The sequence below is a fragment of the Actinoplanes lutulentus genome, from assembly GCF_003259845.1.
Taxonomy (GTDB): domain Bacteria; phylum Actinomycetota; class Actinomycetes; order Mycobacteriales; family Micromonosporaceae; genus Actinoplanes; species Actinoplanes lutulentus.
The window spans coordinates 40263-55942 of sequence record NZ_QLMJ01000032.1 but is presented as its reverse complement, the minus strand read 5'-3'; the positions used below and the strand labels follow the sequence as shown (position 1 = coordinate 55942).

At 71.5% G+C, this 15680-nt stretch carries 12 protein-coding genes, 1 rRNA gene and 1 pseudogene; 13 read left to right on the top strand and 1 reads right to left on the bottom strand.

What is annotated here, in order from left to right; translation table 11 throughout:
- The first annotated feature begins 157 nt into the window (after positions 1 to 157).
- From rrf to B0I29_RS47655, 4 genes are all read left to right on the top strand, one after another.
- Positions 158 to 274: ribosomal RNA gene (gene rrf, locus B0I29_RS43865) — 5S ribosomal RNA — on the top strand.
- A gap of 140 nt (positions 275 to 414) precedes the next feature.
- Positions 415 to 3219 carry a tetratricopeptide repeat protein gene (locus B0I29_RS47915; protein WP_245973205.1) on the top strand — a complete coding sequence of 935 codons (2805 nt, stop codon included), beginning with the start codon at positions 415 to 417 and terminating at the stop codon, positions 3217 to 3219.
- A 2-nt stretch (positions 3220 to 3221) separates the two neighbouring features.
- Positions 3222 to 4349: an HAD-IIA family hydrolase gene (locus B0I29_RS43855; RefSeq protein WP_245973204.1), complete on the top strand. Its 1128-nt coding sequence runs from the start codon at positions 3222 to 3224 to the stop codon at positions 4347 to 4349.
- A gap of 159 nt (positions 4350 to 4508) precedes the next feature.
- On the top strand, positions 4509 to 5792 hold the full coding sequence (locus B0I29_RS47655; RefSeq protein WP_111655110.1) for a methyl-accepting chemotaxis protein: 1284 nt from the start codon (positions 4509 to 4511) through the stop codon (positions 5790 to 5792).
- A 45-nt stretch (positions 5793 to 5837) separates the two neighbouring features.
- On the opposite strand, the gene B0I29_RS43840 is transcribed toward B0I29_RS47655, so the two are convergent.
- Positions 5838 to 6173, bottom strand: a complete 336-nt coding sequence (locus B0I29_RS43840) for an SCP2 sterol-binding domain-containing protein (RefSeq protein WP_111655109.1) — start codon at positions 6171 to 6173, stop codon at positions 5838 to 5840.
- 95 nt (positions 6174 to 6268) lie between these two features.
- On the opposite strand from B0I29_RS43840, the pseudogene B0I29_RS43835 reads away from it, so the two are divergent.
- The 9 genes and pseudogenes from B0I29_RS43835 to murJ form a co-directional block, all read left to right on the top strand.
- Positions 6269 to 6898, top strand: a pseudogene (locus tag B0I29_RS43835) (phasin family protein); the annotation flags it as partial.
- Between the two features lie 292 nt (positions 6899 to 7190).
- Positions 7191 to 7505 (top strand): hypothetical protein, encoded by a 315-nt coding sequence (locus tag B0I29_RS46225; RefSeq protein ID WP_181558295.1) that lies wholly within the window; start codon positions 7191 to 7193, stop codon positions 7503 to 7505.
- Between the two features lie 30 nt (positions 7506 to 7535).
- Positions 7536 to 8351 (top strand): TlyA family RNA methyltransferase, encoded by an 816-nt coding sequence (locus tag B0I29_RS43825; protein ID WP_111655108.1) that lies wholly within the window; start codon positions 7536 to 7538, stop codon positions 8349 to 8351.
- Entirely contained in the window at positions 8348 to 9235 is an 888-nt protein-coding gene (locus tag B0I29_RS43820) for an NAD kinase (RefSeq protein ID WP_111655107.1), read from the top strand. The genes B0I29_RS43825 and B0I29_RS43820 overlap by 4 nt, the downstream gene beginning before the upstream one ends.
- Before the next feature lie 51 nt (positions 9236 to 9286).
- Positions 9287 to 11044: a DNA repair protein RecN gene (gene recN, locus B0I29_RS43815; RefSeq protein WP_111655106.1), complete on the top strand. Its 1758-nt coding sequence runs from the start codon at positions 9287 to 9289 to the stop codon at positions 11042 to 11044.
- Between the two features lie 73 nt (positions 11045 to 11117).
- A complete protein-coding gene (gene steA, locus B0I29_RS43810; RefSeq protein WP_111655116.1) occupies positions 11118 to 12296 on the top strand; it encodes a putative cytokinetic ring protein SteA in 1179 nt (392 codons plus the stop codon).
- A 7-nt stretch (positions 12297 to 12303) separates the two neighbouring features.
- Positions 12304 to 13233 carry a copper transporter gene (locus tag B0I29_RS43805; protein WP_111655105.1) on the top strand — a complete coding sequence of 310 codons (930 nt, stop codon included), beginning with the start codon at positions 12304 to 12306 and terminating at the stop codon, positions 13231 to 13233.
- Between the two features lie 24 nt (positions 13234 to 13257).
- Positions 13258 to 14091: a hypothetical protein gene (locus B0I29_RS43800; protein WP_111655104.1), complete on the top strand. Its 834-nt coding sequence runs from the start codon at positions 13258 to 13260 to the stop codon at positions 14089 to 14091.
- The gene (gene murJ / locus B0I29_RS43795; protein ID WP_111655103.1) at positions 14088 to 15662 is read left to right on the top strand and encodes a murein biosynthesis integral membrane protein MurJ; all 1575 of its coding nucleotides are present in this window, start codon (positions 14088 to 14090) and stop codon (positions 15660 to 15662) included. Before B0I29_RS43800 ends, murJ begins: the two co-directional genes overlap by 4 nt.
- Positions 15663 to 15680: the final 18 nt, after the last annotated feature.

The window sequence follows — 15680 nt, the reverse complement described above, 5'->3', positions numbered from 1 at the left end:
TTGAGTTGACCGGTACTAATAGGCCGAGGGCTTAACCACCCTAAATTTTATGCTTACGCGTCCACTGTGTGATTCACAGCAAACGAACAACCACCTCGTTTGCCGGCCTTTTCGGCTGGCTTATGGGTTGCTGGTTCTTCGCTACGCTGAAAGGTGTTTCGGTGGTCATAGCGGAGGGGAAACGCCCGGTTACATTCCGAACCCGGTAGCTAAGCCCTCCAGCGCCGATGGTACTGCACTCGGGAGGGTGTGGGAGAGTAGGACGCCGCCGGACTCAACGTGATGGTCGAGGGCCGCCCCCGCTCGGGGTCGGCCCTTGACTGCGTTTACGAGCAAGTCCCCTAGTAGCTTTGAGTGTTGACGCTTGGCGCCGCCCGTTCCGAGGGCCAGCCGCCGTATTGGAAGGAATGATCCGTGACTACAGGACCGCAAGACGGCGGCTCCAGCAACCGAGACGGCGAGAGCCGTCCCGGCCGCAGTCGCGACGGAGCTGGCGACGAGCGCCGGAGTGACCGCGGTGGCTCCTCCCAGGGCGGCGGCGAGCGGGGCGGATCCCGTGGCGGCTACCAGGGTGGCGGCGACCGCGGAGGCTTCCGTGGCGGCGACCGGCCCGGTGGCGACCGCGGGGGTTTCCGTGGTGGCGACCGTGGCGGCTACCAGGGCGGACAGCGTTCGTCGGGTGGCGGCTACCGGGGCGACCGTCCCAGTGGTGACCGTCCGCAGGGCGACCGTGGTGGTTACCAGGGTGGCGGCGACCGCGGTGGTTTCCGCGGTGGCGACCGTCCCCAGGGTGACCGTGGCGGCTACCAGGGCGGACAGCGCTCGGTGGGCGGCGGCGACCGTGGCGGTTTCCGCGGTGGCGACCGTCCGCAGGGTGACCGTGGCGGCTACCAGGGTGGCGGCGACCGCGGTGGTTTCCGTGGTGGAGACCGCGACCGTGGCGCCGGCCAGGGTGGCTTCCGTGGCGGTGACCGTCCGTCCGGTGACCGTGGTGGTTACCAGGGTGGCGGCGACCGTGGTGGTTTCCGTGGCGGTGACCGTCCGCAGAGCGGTGGCTACCGGGGCGAGCGTCCCAGTGGTGACCGTCCGCAGGGCGACCGTGGCGGTTACCAGGGTGGCGGCGACCGCGGTGGATACCGTGGTGGCGACCGTCCCCAGGGTGACCGTGGCGGATACCAGGGCGGTGGCGACCGCGGCGGCTTCAACCGTGGCGACCGTCCGCAGAGCGGTGGCTACCGGGGCGACCGTCCCAGTGGTGACCGTCCCCAGAGCGGCGGCTTCCGTGGTGGCGACCGTCCGTCCGGTGACCGTGGTGGTTACCAGGGTGGCGGCGACCGTGGCGGTTTCCGTGGCGGCGACCGTCCCCAGAGTGGTGGCTACCGTGGCGGCGACCGCCCGCAGAGCGGCGGCTTCCGCGGTGGCGACCGTCCGTCCGGTGACCGTGGCGGCTACCAGGGTGGCGGCGACCGCGGTGGATTCCGCGGTGGCGACCGTCCGTCTGGCGACCGTGGTGGTTACCAGGGTGGCGGCGACCGCGGCGGCTTCAACCGTGGCGGCGACCGCGGCGGCTTCAACCGTGGCGGCGACCGTCCGCAGAGCGGTGGCTACCGGGGCGACCGTCCCAGTGGTGACCGTCCCCAGAGCGGCGGCTTCCGTGGTGGCGACCGTCCCCAGGGCGACCGTGGCGGCTACCAGGGTGGCGGCGACCGCGGTGGATTCCGCGGTGGCGACCGTCCCCAGGGTGACCGCGGTGGTTACCAGGGTGGCGGCGATCGTGGTGGTTACCAGGGCGGTGGCGACCGCGGTGGATTCCGTGGCGGCGACCGTGACCGTGGCGGCTACCAGGGTGGCGGCGACCGTGGCGGCTTCAACCGCGACCGTTCGAGCGGCCCCCGTGAGAGCTTCTCCGGTGGCGACCGCCCGCAGGGTGGCGGCTACCGGGGCGACCGTCCCAGCAGCGACCGTCCGTCCGGCTACCGGGGCGACCGTCCCCAGGGTGACCGTCCGTCCGGCGACCGCGGTGGTTTCCGCGGTGGCGACCGTCCCCAGGGTGACCGTGGCGGTTACCAGGGTGGCGGCGACCGTGGCGGCTTCAACCGTGGTGGCGACCGGCCCCAGGGCGACCGCGGCGGCTTCCGCAGCGACCGTGACCGTGGCGGCTTCCAGGAGCGCGACAACCGGCCGCAGGACGAGCAGGACGCTCAGCCGACCTTCCACGCCCCGGAGATCCCCGAGGACATCGTCGCGACCGACCTCGACCAGGAGGTCCGCGCCGAACTGAACTCCCTCACCCGTGAGATGGCGGACAAGGTCGCGCGGCACCTCGTCGCGGCCGGCCAGATCATCGACGAGGACTCCGAGCTGGCGCTGCAGCACGCGATCGCGGCTCGCCGGCTCGCGTCCCGGATCGCCGTGGTGCGTGAGGCCGTCGGTCTCGCCGCCTACGCGGCCGGTGACTGGACGACGGCCATCGCCGAGCTGCGCACCTACCACCGGATGACCGGTCGGCAGACGCACCTCGCCGAGCTGGCCGACTGCGAGCGGGCCCTGGGCCGGCCGGAGCGGGCGATCGACCTGTACCGCGGCGCCGACATCGCGAAGCTTGAGAAGACCGGTGCGATCGAGCTGCTGATCGTGGCGGCCGGCGCCCGGACCGACCTCGGCCAGCACGACGCGGCCGTGGCGATGCTCCAGGTCAAGGAACTGACCTCGGAGGAGGACGCCGACTGGGCGGCCCGCCTGCGGTACGCGTACGCCGACGCCCTGCTCGCGGCTGGTCGCCGTGACGAGGCCCGGGAGTGGTTCGCCCGTGCCGCTGCCGCCGACGAGGAGCAGCTGACCGACGCGGCCGAGCGGCTTCTCGAACTCGACGGCGTCTCCATCGAGGGCGACGACGAGGACGAGGACGACGAGACCGAGGCTGCCCTCGGTGAGGCCGGCCCGGAGACTCGTTCCGAGGACGACGACGCTTCCGAGGGCCCGGTGGCCGAGGACGACGACGACTTCGAGGACGACGACGAAGACGACGACGAGGACGACGCGCCGGTCGCGGTCGACGCCGAGGACGACGAGTTCGAGGACGACGACGAGGATGACGAGGACGACGACGAGTCGGCCGCGGTGTCCGAGACCGACGTGAACACCGACGCCGTCAAGTCCGACGACGAGAAGAAGCAGGCGGACGAGTTCGTCGCGAAGTCGGACGACGAGCAGAAGTAAGCATGAGCGACCACCTCGCCGCGGGCTACGACCTGGTCATCTTCGACCTGGACGGCGTCATCTACCTGATCGACAAACCGATTCAGGGCGCGGCCGAGGCGGTCGAGCAGCTGCGCTCTGGCGGGACTTCGATCGCGTACGCGACGAACAACGCCTCGCGGCGCGCCGCTGATGTGGCCGCGCTGCTGACCGGCATGGGTGTGAAGGCCGCGCCGGCTGAGGTTCTGACCTCGGCCGGCGCGGCCGCCGTGCTTCTGGCCGAGCGGTTTCCGGCCGGCGCGCCGATCCTGGTGGTGGGCGCCGACGCCCTGCGCGCCGAGGTCCGCGACGCGGGCCTCAACCCCGTCGGCTCGGCCGAGGACGAACCGGTCGCGGTCATTCAGGGGTACGGACCTGAGGTCGGCTGGAAGGTCCTGGCCGAAGCCGCTCTGGCGGTACGGGCCGGAGCGACCTGGTTCGCCACCAACACCGACAAGACTCTGCCGAGCCCCCGTGGCCCGCTGCCGGGCAACGGTTCCCTGGTGGCGGTCCTGCGCACCGCCCTGGACCGTGACCCGGACGTGGTCGTCGGCAAGCCGGAGCCAGGCCTGTTCACCACGGCCGCGGAGCGGTCCGAGGCGAAGCGTCCACTGGCAATCGGCGACCGCCTGGACACCGACATCGAGGGCGCGGCCGGCGCCGGCATGGACAGCCTGCTGGTACTCACCGGCGTCAGCGGCCCGGCCGACCTGCTGGCGGCACCACCCCACCGCCGCCCCACTTACGTGGCAGCCGACCTGTCGGCCCTATTCCACCCAGCCGCCAACGCCCGCATCCCCGTGCCAGGCAAAGACGTGCCAGGCAAAGACGTGCCAGGCAAAGAGGCGCTGGGCAGAGATGTGCCGGGCGAAGAGGCGCTGGGCGAAGACACCGGTGCCGAGATCAGCGGCGAGGCGCGAGACGGGGTTGCCGGCGCAGCCGCCGGCTGGCGGGTCACCCGCGACGGTGACCGCGCTGTCCTGGACGGCTCCGGCGACCCGGTCACCGCGCTGCGCCTGCTCTGCGGCGTCACCTGGGACGGCGTCCCATCCTCCGCGATCGAGGCCGGCTCACCCGAAGCCACCGAACTCCTCCACTCCTGGGGCCTCTGACCCCGCTCCGCAGACCCCACCGTGTCGACTTGAGGTGCGGATTGCGCCCGAACTCGACACGCGGGCTTGGGGGGCCGTGCGTCGTGGCCTGGGGGATGTCAGTCAGTTTTGGAGGCTGTTGTCGATCACGCTGTGGGCGGAGTGGCCGATAAGAGCGGTATGAGCGCGTTCACTCTGCCGCGTGGCGCCCGGCTGTCCGACGCGTCGTGGGCTGCTCGGCATCGGATCATCAGCAGGCTGCTCTGGTTCCACGTTCCGGCGTTCCTGGTGCTCGGCTTTCTGGGGCCGCGTTCGCCGTGGGAGACCGTGCTGCTGGCCGGGGCGCTCACCGTCTGGGCGGCGGCGAGTCGTGTGCTGCCCAACCCGAAAGCGATGGCGTCGCACACCAGCGTGGGGCTGATCGCGTGCACGTTCATCGCGATCGAGCTCTCCGGTGGGGAGATGGCCGCGCACATCCACCTGTACGCGATTCTGATCTTCGTGGCGCTCTATCAGATGTGGGCGCCGCTGATCTCGGCCGTCGTGGTCGTGGTGGTGCACCACGGTGTGCTCGGGCTTCTCGAACCGGAGCGGGTCTTCGGCATCCACCACATGGCGATCGGCGCGGCGATCGTGATGGTCGCCGTGCACGCCGGGCTCGCGGCTCTTGAGGTGGCCGGCATCGTGATCTTCTGGCACTTCGCGGAGCAGGCGGAACGGGAGAACGAGGTTCTCGCGCGGGAGGCCGAGGACGCCCGGCGGCAGACCGAACGGGCCGAGCAGGACGCGCGGGAACGGGCCGCCGAGGATGTCCGGCTCCGCTCCGAGCAGGCGGCCGAGCACGCTCGCCGGGTGACCGCGGACGTCACGGAGATCAGCGCGGAGGCGCACGCCGCGATCTCGGCGGTCGCGGCCGTCGACCGCGAACTGGCCGCGCTCACCGCGTCGGTCCACGACATCGCGCAGCGTTCCGCGGATGCCGCCGGCACCGCGGCGAGCGGTAAGGACGCGGCCGCGTCAGCGGGCGAGAAGGTACGTGCCCTCGAGCGCTCGGTCGGTGAGATCGCTGACGTGAACGCGCTGATCGCGTCGCTGGCCGAACAGACGAATCTGCTCGCGCTCAACGCCACGATCGAGGCGGCGCGGGCCGGCGAGCTCGGCAAGGGTTTCGCCGTGGTGGCCAGCGAGGTGAAGGACCTCGCCCGGGAGACGGCCACGTCGGTCCAACGGGTGAACGAGGTGATCACCGCGATCGTGGCGGAGACCGACGACGTGGCGCAGACGATCACGTCCACCACCGGTGCGGTCGACGGGATCCACGAGTTGCAGCTGAACATCGCGTCCTCGGTGGAGGAGCAGGCTGCCGTGCTCTCCGAGGTGACCACCCAGCTGTCGACCGCGACCTCGGCCGCCGATCAGGTGCTGGCCGGGCTCCAGTCGCTGGCCGCCCGTTCCGGTTCTTGAACGTTTTCGATCACCGGGCCGTATCTGGAAGCGCTGCTGGCGCTCTCAGAGGAGCTTACGGAGTTTGAGCAGGTCGAACGGGTTCGCCTTGATGGTGACCTGCCGGGACGCGATCGCGCGGGTGACGTCGAGCCTGCCCTCGATCAGGGCGATCAGGTCGGCGCCCGAGGAGATCAGCGCGATCTTCGCTTTTGGATCGTCGCCGTCCGCGATGTCGATCAGCCGGCCGCCGGTGATCCGGCCGTGGAACGCGGTGCCGAGGTCGGTCACCCGGCAGGCGAGCGTGCGATCGAGGTCGAGATGGCCCTGGGCTTCGGCGTTGGCGGCCAATTTCGCGGCCAGGTCGTGCAACGCTTGCCGGCACTCGTCCACGGTGACCATCGGCACCCTCCCTTGCGACACCAGCACGGTACCTCAGGAAGATGTCCGGGGTGCCCGGTAGCGTGGCACCCGACGCGGCGAGAGGAGGCGGGACCATGGCAGATGCATGGCGGGCATATCTGGACCTGGCGCTCGGGCTCACGGAAGCCCCCAGGAAAAAGGCTCAGCAGGTCGCCGGGGAGGTGTTCTCCCGGGGTGGCGCGACGGCGGTTCAGCTGCAGGGCCTGGTGGAGGATCTGCTCTCGGCCGGTGTGGCGAACCGTGAGGCGCTGACGAACATTGTCCGTTTCGAGGTGGACCGTGCTCTCGGGCGGGTGGGCCTGGCCACCGCCGACGAGGTGTCGGATCTGACGACGCGGGTGCACGACCTGGAGCGACAGCTGCGGGAGGCGGAGTCGAAGCCCGGCACCGTCGCTCCGCCGGCGGCGCCGGTCGCACCACCGGCGAAAAAGGCCGTGGCGAAGAAAGCGGTGAAAGCCAAGCCGAACGCGATGCCCTCGGCCGGAACGGGCCGGGCGTCCGCACCGGCCAATGTGGCCCCCGCGCCCAGCGAGCCGGTTGCGAGTGAGCCGGCTCCCATCAAGCCGGTGGCGGTCACCCCGGATGTGCCGGTGAAAGCAGCGAAGAAAGCCGTCGCCAAGAAAGCGGTCGCCAAGCGCGCGCCCGCCAGGAAGGCGGCGGTGCCGTCGCAGGCGACACCGGCCACGGGCATGCCCGTTCCGGCGGGGACCTCAGCGTCGCCGGTGAGCGCGGTGGTCGAGGCAGCCGCCGCGACCGAACTGCCCCCGGTCGAAAAGCCGGCCGAAAAGCCGGTCGAAAAGCCGGTCGTGAAGACGGTGGAGAAGCCGGCCGAAAAGACAGTGGCGAAGCCGATCGCGGCGCCTCGGAAACGGGCTCCGCGCAAGGCTGCGGCCGTCGAGCCGGCTCCGGCGAAGAAGGCCGCTCCCCGCAAGACCGCTGCGAAGAAGACAGTGCCGAACCAGGCGACCTCGGCCGAGACCACGGAGGCGTGATCCCGTGACGTTCCCGAATTTCGCGCAGCCCGGCCCCCGGCCCGGCCCGCCCCTCGGCAACCAGCACCCGGTGACCCAGCACCCGGTGACCCAGCACCCGGTGACCCAGCAGCAGGGAACCCAGTTTCAGGGAGCCCAGTTCCAGGGAACCCCGCACACGCCGGGCGGCGGGAACGGGGAGGACACCGGGCATCCGGCGGTGGACGCGGTGCTACGGTCGCTCGCCAACGCCGCGCGGCTGGCGCCGGCGGAACAGATCGCCGAGTACGAGGCCGCGCACCAGGTGCTCCAGGAAACCCTGGCGAGCATCGACCGCTGAGACTCGTACAAGAAAAGGGTTTGATCTTAAATGGCCCGCCGTGCGCGGCTGGACGCTGAGCTCGTCCGCCGCAAGCTCGCTCGCTCCCGGGAACAGGCTGCCGCGCTCGTCGCGGACGGCCGTGTGCAGGTCCGGGGCGTCGTCGCCCACAAGGTGGCGGCGATGGTCGACCCGGCCGACCCGGTGCTGGTGACCGGGGAGGATCCGCAGACCGAGTACGTGTCCCGGGGCGGGCACAAGCTCGCCGGAGCGCTCGCCGCCTTCAAACAGCTGAGCGTCGAGGGGAGAAGGTGCCTGGACGCCGGGGCCTCCACCGGCGGGTTCACCGACGTGCTGCTGCGCGCCGGAGCCCGGCAGGTGGTGGCGGTCGACGTCGGTTACGGGCAGCTGGCCTGGCCGATCCGGACCAACGAGCGCGTCGTGGTGATGGAGCGCACCAACGTGCGCACCCTGACCCCGGACGTGATCGGCGGGACGGTCGACCTGACCGTGGCCGACCTGTCGTTCATCTCGCTGCGGCTGGTGCTGCCGGCGCTCGCGGCGTGCACCGACGGTGATCTGGCGCTGATGGTGAAACCGCAGTTCGAGGTCGGCAAGGAACGGGTCGGCACCGGTGGTGTGGTCCGTGACTGGCGGCTGCGCGCGGAGGCCGTGATGGACGTGGCGGCGGCCGCGCAGCAGCTGGGCCTGGGTGTGCGGGACGTGGCGGCGAGCCCGCTGCCCGGACCGAGCGGCAACGTGGAGTTCTTCGTGTGGTTCCGGCGGGACGCGCCACCCGCCGAGCAGGAGCGGATCGAGAGTGTGGTCGAGGCGGGACCCGTGGCTGCTGACCTGGAGGCGACATGACCCGCTCGGCCCTGCTGGTGACGCACACCGGGCGCAGGCAGAGCACACAGCACGCCCGTGCGGTGGCGCTGGATCTGATCGCGGCCGGTTTCGAGGTCCGGGTCATCGCCGAGGAGGTCGCCGACATCGACCTGCCACCGGAGGTGAAGCCGGTCGAGGGACCGGCGGCGACCGAGGGTGTGGAGATCGTGCTGGCGCTCGGTGGTGACGGCACGTTCCTGCGCGCCGCCGACCTGGCCCGGCCGGTGAAGGCGCCGCTGCTCGGGATCAACCTGGGCAAGGTGGGTTTCCTCGCCGAGGCGGAGATCGAGCACATCGACGAGGCGGTCGCCAGCGTGGTGGCCGGCGACTACACGGTCGACGAGCGGCTGACCCTGGACGTGCGGGCCGAGTACGACGGACGCCTGATCGCCGAGTCCTGGGCGCTCAACGAGGTGTCGGTGGAGAAGGGGCAGCGGGCGCAGATGCTCGAGCTCCTGGTCGACGTGGACGGCCGGCCGCTGTCGCGGTACGGCTGTGACGGTGTGGTTTGCGCCACACCGACCGGGTCGACGGCGTACGCGTTCTCGGCCGGCGGACCGGTGGTCTGGCCCGAGGTGGAGGCGCTGCTGCTCGTGCCGATCAGTGCGCACGCGCTGTTCAGCAAGCCGCTGGTGACCGCTCCGACGTCGACGTTCGTCCTGACGGTCGACCCGTATACGTCCTTTGCGGTGCTCTGCTGTGACGGTCGCCGCACCTGGGACCTGCCGCCCGGCTCGCGGGTGACAGTCGAACGGGGTCAGTTGCCCGTCCGGGTGGTCCGTCTGGCGCCCCGGCCGTTCACTGACACGCTCGTGGCGAAGTTCGAGTTGCCCGTGGTCGGGTGGCGAGGGAATCGACGCTGATCAGAGATCCCGGAGTGGGCGTTTGTCGGTGGGCACCGTTACTGTTCGCCTGTGCTGGAGGAACTGCGCATCACCGGTCTCGGCGTCATCGACGACACCACGCTGCGACTCACGTCGGGAATGAATGTGATCACCGGCGAGACCGGTGCTGGCAAGACGATGGTGGTGACCGGTCTCGGACTTCTGTTCGGTGGCCGGGCCGACGCCGGCCGGGTGCGAGCCGACCCGGGCCGTGCCGTCGTGGAGGGCCGGCTGAAACTGCGCGGCAGCCTGGGTGACGCGGTGCGCACCCGGGTCACCGACGCCGGTGGCGAGGCCGACGACGACGGCTCGATCCTGCTGAGCCGCACGGTGACGGCCGAGGGCCGGTCCCGGGCGCACGTCGGTGGCCGCAGCATGCCGGTGTCGACGCTCAGCGAGCTCGGCGAGCAGATCCTGGCCGTGCACGGCCAGTCCGATCAGCTGCGGCTGCTGCGCCCGTCCGAGCAGCGTTCCGCGCTGGACCGGTTCGCCGGCCCGGAGCACGAGAAGCTTCTGGACTCCTACCGCGAGGCGTTCACCCGCTGGCGCAAGGTGGTCGAGGACCTGACCGACCGCCGGCGCAACGCGCGGCAGCGCTCGCAGGAGGCCGACCTGCTCAAGCTCGGCCTCGACGAGATAACCCGGGTCGACCCGCAGCCCGGTGAGGACGACGATCTGCGCGCCGAGCTGCAGCGGCTGGAGCACGCCGAGGGGCTGCGGGTGGCCGCGGCCATCGCCGGGCAGGCCCTGGCCGGTGGTGTGGAGGCGACCGACGACACTCCGGACGCGACCCAGCTGCTCGGCACCGCCCGGCGCACCCTGGAGGGTCAGGCCGGTGTCGATCCGCTGCTGGGCGAGCTTGCCCTGCGGATCGAGGAGGCGGCGACCCTGGTCGGTGACGTCTCGTCGGAGCTCTCGGCGTACCTCGGTGAGCTGGACGCGGACCCGGCCCGGCTGGAGGCGATCTACGAGCGGCGGGCCGCGCTGCGGGCGCTGACCCGGAAGTACGCGGACGACATCGACGGCGTGATCGTCTGGGCGGAGAACGCCCGGGCCAAGCTGAGCGAGCTGGACAACTCCGACGAGCTGCTGGAAGAGCTGGACAAGGAACGGCAGCGACTCGCCGCGACCGTGGGTGAGCTGGCGGGCCGGCTGACGGCGGCCCGGCGGGAGGCGGCCGGGCGGTTCTCCGAGGCGGTCAGCGTGGAGCTGGCCGGTCTGGCGATGCCGCACGCGCGGGTCGAGATCGCGGTGCTGACCCGCACGCCGACGCGCGACGAGCCGGCCGTGTCGGTTGACGGCGAGGAGTTCGCGGCCGGTCCGGACGGCGCCGACGAGGTGGAGCTGCGGCTGCTGGCCCACCCGGGCGCGCCGTCGCTGCCGCTGCAGAAGGGCGCCTCCGGTGGTGAGCTGTCCCGGGTGATGCTGGCGATCGAGGTGGTGTTCGCGGGTGCCGGTGGCCCGCCGACGCTGGTCTTCGACGAGGTGGACTCGGGTGTCGGTGGCACGGCCGCTGTGGAGATCGGGCGGCGGCTGGCGCGCCTTGCGCGTACCCATCAGGTGTTGGTCGTGACGCACTTGCCGCAGGTCGCGGCATTCGCGGATCGCCATCTGGTGGTCGCGAAAGACACCGGTGGGGCGATCACTACGAGTGGTGTGCGGATCGTGGAGGAGACCGAGCGGGCCCGTGAGTTGTCGCGGATGCTGGCTGGTCTGCCGGATTCGGACCTCGGCATCGCGCATGCCGAGGAGTTGCTCTCGGTAGCCGCCCGGGAAAAACGTGCGTGATAAGTCCCGATTGTCGGTGAGCTGGCGCATGTCGCGGGGGGATGGGGTGCGACGCCGTGTCAGGATGGCCGGGATGCGACTTCCCACCTTGCGCCGCACGCGTTCCACCGAGCCCGGCCCGGTTTCCGGGGTGGCCCGGCTCGATCGGCGTACCAAGCGACTGACCGGCAGGCTGCGTCCCGGCGACATCGCCGTGATCGACCACCTCGATCTGGACCGGGTGGCGGCCGACTCGCTGGTCGCCTCCGGTGTGACCGCGGTGCTCAACGCGAAGCCCTCGATCTCCGGCCGGTACCCGAACCTGGGTCCGGAAGTGCTGATCAAGGGTGGCGTGCTGCTCGTCGACGGCCTCGGTGAGGACATCTTCAAGGGCCTGCGCGAGGGGCAGACGGTCAGCATCGACGGTGGCACCGTGCTGCTCGCCGGCGAGCCCGTCGCCACCGGCGTGCGGCAGGACACCGAAACCGTCGCCCAGGCGATGGCCGACGCCCGCGAGGGCCTGTCGGTGCAGCTGGAGGCGTTCGCGCAGAACACGCTCGACTACATGAAGCAGGAGCGTGAGCTGCTGCTCGACGGCGTCGGCGTGCCGGACGTGCGGACCCGCATCGCCGGCCGGCACGTGTTGATCGTGGTGCGCGGTTACGACTACAAGGAGGACCTCGACGTCCTCCGGCCCTACATCCGGGAGTACAAACCGGTCCTGATCGGGGTGGACGGCGGCGCCGACGCCCTGGTGGAGAACGGTTACACCCCCGACCTGATCATCGGCGACATGGATTCGGTCACCGACGACGTGCTGCGGTGCGGCGCCGAGGTGATCGTTCACGCGTACCCGGACGGGCGCGCGCCCGGCCTGGAGCGGGTCCGTGGTGTCGGGGTGGACGCGATCACGTTCCCGGCCGCGGCCACCAGCGAGGACCTGGCGATGCTGCTCGCCGACGAGAAGGGCGCGTCACTGATCGTGGCGGTCGGCACCCACGCGAACCTTGTCGAGTTCCTCGACAAGGGCCGCGGCGGCATGGCGTCGACGTTCCTGACCCGGCTCAAGGTCGGCGGCAAGCTGGTCGACGCGAAAGGCGTGAGCCGGCTCTACCGGCAGAACATCTCCGGCTCCGCGCTGCTGCTCCTGGTGCTGTCCGCCCTCGCGGCGATGGCTTCGGCGGTGGCCGTCTCCACGGTGGGGAAGGCGTACCTCACCGTCGTGTCCGAGTGGTGGAACAATTTGGTGTTCCAGCTCGACAATTTCTTCTGAGGGCGTCGTGATCAACTTCCGGTACCACGTGGTGTCTCTCACCGCGGTCTTCCTCGCGCTCGCGATCGGCCTGGTGGTCGGCACCGCCGCGCTCAACGGCCCGGTCTCCGAGAACCTGCGTGCCAACCTCGAGGCGCTGAAGAAGGACAACGACGTTCGCCGCGATCAGGTGAACCAGGCCCGCGACGAGCTCAACCGCAACCAGGACTTCGCGACCGAGCTGGCGCCGGTGGTGCTCGCCGGCAAGCTGGCCACCCGCAAGATCGCCGTGGTGTCGCTGCCCGGCGCCGAGGACACCGCCGACGCGGTGACCAAGATGCTGAACGTGGCGAACGCGACGGTGACCGCGCGGGTCCGGGTGGAGGAGAAGTTCCTCGACCCGAACTACTCCAACGAGCTGCTCGACCTGGCCGACCAGTCGTCGCAGGTGAGCATCCCGGTGACCTCGCTGCCGCGGAACAGCGACGGCGTGGAGACGGCGAGCGCGCTGATCGCGCTGACCCTGCTGCAGGGCACCACGTCGCCGACGCAGGATGACGTGACAGCGGTGCTGACCGGGCTCTCGCAGGCCGGTTACCTCGGTGTCGAGGACAACGCGACCGGTGGCGCCGAGGCGATCGTGCTGGTCGCCGGTGAGCCCGCCACCGACAAGGAAGCCACGAAGAAGAGTGCGTTCGCGGTCACCGTCGCGGCCCAGTTCGGCATGAACCGGCCGCTGATCGTGGCCGGCGACGGCGCCGGCGAGGGCACCCTGGTGGCCGGGGTGCGCAGCGACCCGAGCCTGGTGAAGAAGATCTCCACGGTGGACAACGTGAGCACCGTGCAGGGCCAGGTGGCGACCGCGATGGCGACCACCGAGCGCCTCGTGCAGAACAAAATCGGTCAGTACGGCCTCGGCACCGGCTCCTCCTCGATGGTGCCGTCAGCGGCGCCGTAACACCCCTGACTAGACTTTCGGGCCATGGCCTACCTCCGCTCCTTCGGCATCGGCGCCCTGGTCGCGCGGTCCGCTCTCGCCTGGGTGCGCCGCGACCCGAACGCGGGTGACCTGCGCCGGACCAACTTCCACGGCCGTACGGTGACCCTCGCCGGCGGTCCCGCGCTCGCGCTGGGCGCCACGGCCGGCGCTGCTTCCGGTGCCGCGACGCCCCGGCTCGCCGCCGCGGCGGTCGCCGCCGGAGCGGTCAGCGGCGCGGTCGGGCTCTATGACGACATCGTCGGCAACCGGCCGGAGCAGAAGACCGCGAAGGGCTTCGCCGGCCACCTGGGCGCGCTGCGCGAGGGCCGGGTCACCAGCGGCCTCGTCAAGATCGCCGGAGTGGGCACGGCCGGCCTGGTCGCCTCCGCCCTGATCGGCAGCAACCGGCGCAGCGGCTTCGGCCGGGGCGCCGACGTGCTGCTCGGCGCCGGGGTGATCGCCGGGACGGCGAACCTGCTGAACCTTCTCGACCTGCGTCCCGGCCGCGCGCTCAAGGCCGGTGCCATCCTCGGGGCGCCGCTGGCGATCGGCCGCGGCGGCGCGATGACCGCCGGGACGATCGGCGCCGGCGCGGCCCTGCTGCCGGCCGACCTGAACGAGGAGATCATGCTCGGCGACTCCGGGGCGAACGCGCTCGGCGCGCTGCTCGGGGTGGCGTTCACGGCCCGGGCCGGCACCGGGAGCCGGGTGGCGGCGCTGGCCGTGCTGGCGGCGCTGACCGCCGCGAGCGAGCAGATCAGCTTCACCAAGGTCATCCAGGACACGCCGTGGCTGCGCGCCGTCGACGAGCTCGGCCGCCGGCCACCCGAAGCGTGACCGATACGGCGAAGACCGCTGCGAAGATCGCCGGGGCAGCGGCGCTGATCACCGTGCTCACGGTGGTCGCCCGGCTCGCCGGGTTCGGCCGTACCCTGGTCTTCTTCTACACGGTCGGTGAGGGTGGCGACGGCGGTCTCGCCGACATCTACTTCGCGGCGAACACGGTCCCGAACATCGTCTTCGAGTTGGTGGCCGGTGGCGCTCTGGCAAGCCTCGTGGTGCCGCTGGTGGCGAAAGCGGCGGCCGAGGGCGACCGGCAGCGCGTCGGCGCCGTCACCTCGGCGCTGCTGACCTGGATGCTGGCGCTGACCGTGCCGCTCGCCGTGCTGGTGGCGCTGGCCGCCGGCCCGATCACCGGGCTGTTGCAGGGTGTCGACCCGGCGCACCAGGAGGTCGCGGCCCGGATGCTGCGGATCTTCGCGCCGCAGCTGCCGCTGTACGGGATCGGCATCGTGCTGGCCGGGGTGCTCCAGGCACACCACCGGTTCGCGTGGCCGGTGATCGCGCCGCTGCTGTCCAGCGTCACGGTGATGAGCGCGTACCTGGCGTACGCCGGGATCGACGGCGCCCGGACCGGTTTCGCCGGGCTGAGCACCGCCGGCGAGCTGACCCTGTCGATCGGCACCACACTGGGCGTGGTGGTGCTGACCCTCTGCCTGTTCGTGCCGCTCGCCCGGCTGCGGCTGCGTCTGCGGCCCTCGCTGCGGTTCCCCGGCGACGAGGGACAGCAGGCGGTCCGGCTCGGCTGGGCCGGTGCGGTGACCGTCGGCGCGCAGCAGATCGTGGTGGCCCTCGTCGTGACGCTCGGGGCCGCGCAGCTGGCTCGCTACAACGGCGCGCAGACCGTCTTCCTGCTGCCCTGGGCGGTCCTCGCGGTGCCGCTGGCCACCGCGGTGTACCCGCGCCTGTCGGACGCCGCCGCGCGCGGTGACGAGGACGCGTACGCCTCCGCGCTCTCCGGCACCGCCAAGTCGATCATTCTGCTCGCCGGTCTGGGCGCGGCCGCGCTCGCCGGGCTGGCCGTCCCGGCGGCGTTCCTGATGAACGCGCCCGGCGCGGTCCCCGGCATCATCGGCTTCGCGCCCGGCCTGCTGGGGTACGCGATGTTCGCCCTGCTGTCCCGAGCCCTCTACGCCCGGGGTGCATCGAGGGCGGCCGCCGCGGCGTCCGGGATCGGCTGGCTCTGCGCCGGGATCGTGGTCGTCGCGGTCACCGCGAGCGCCGGCGGCCGGGCCGAGCTGCTCGGACTGGGCCTCGCCAACGCGGCCGGGATGACAGTGACCGGGATGCTGCTGGTCCGCGCGGTACGCCGGCACGCGGGCCCGGCGGCACTCGCCGGATTCGGCCGGGCCGGTGCCGCGGCCGTGGTGGCAGCCCTCGCCGCCGGTGTCGCCGGATGGGCGACCGTGACCGGGCTGGAACGGGCATTCTGGCCCACCCCGGGAGTGCCCGCCGCCCTCGCGGAAGGCATGCTGGGCGGTGTCGCCGTCGTGGTGGTGTTCGCCGTGGTGGCGTACGCGCTGGACCGGCGTGACATGCAACCGCTGGTCGCAAGGCTGCGAAAATAAACTTCTTCAGGGAGGAAA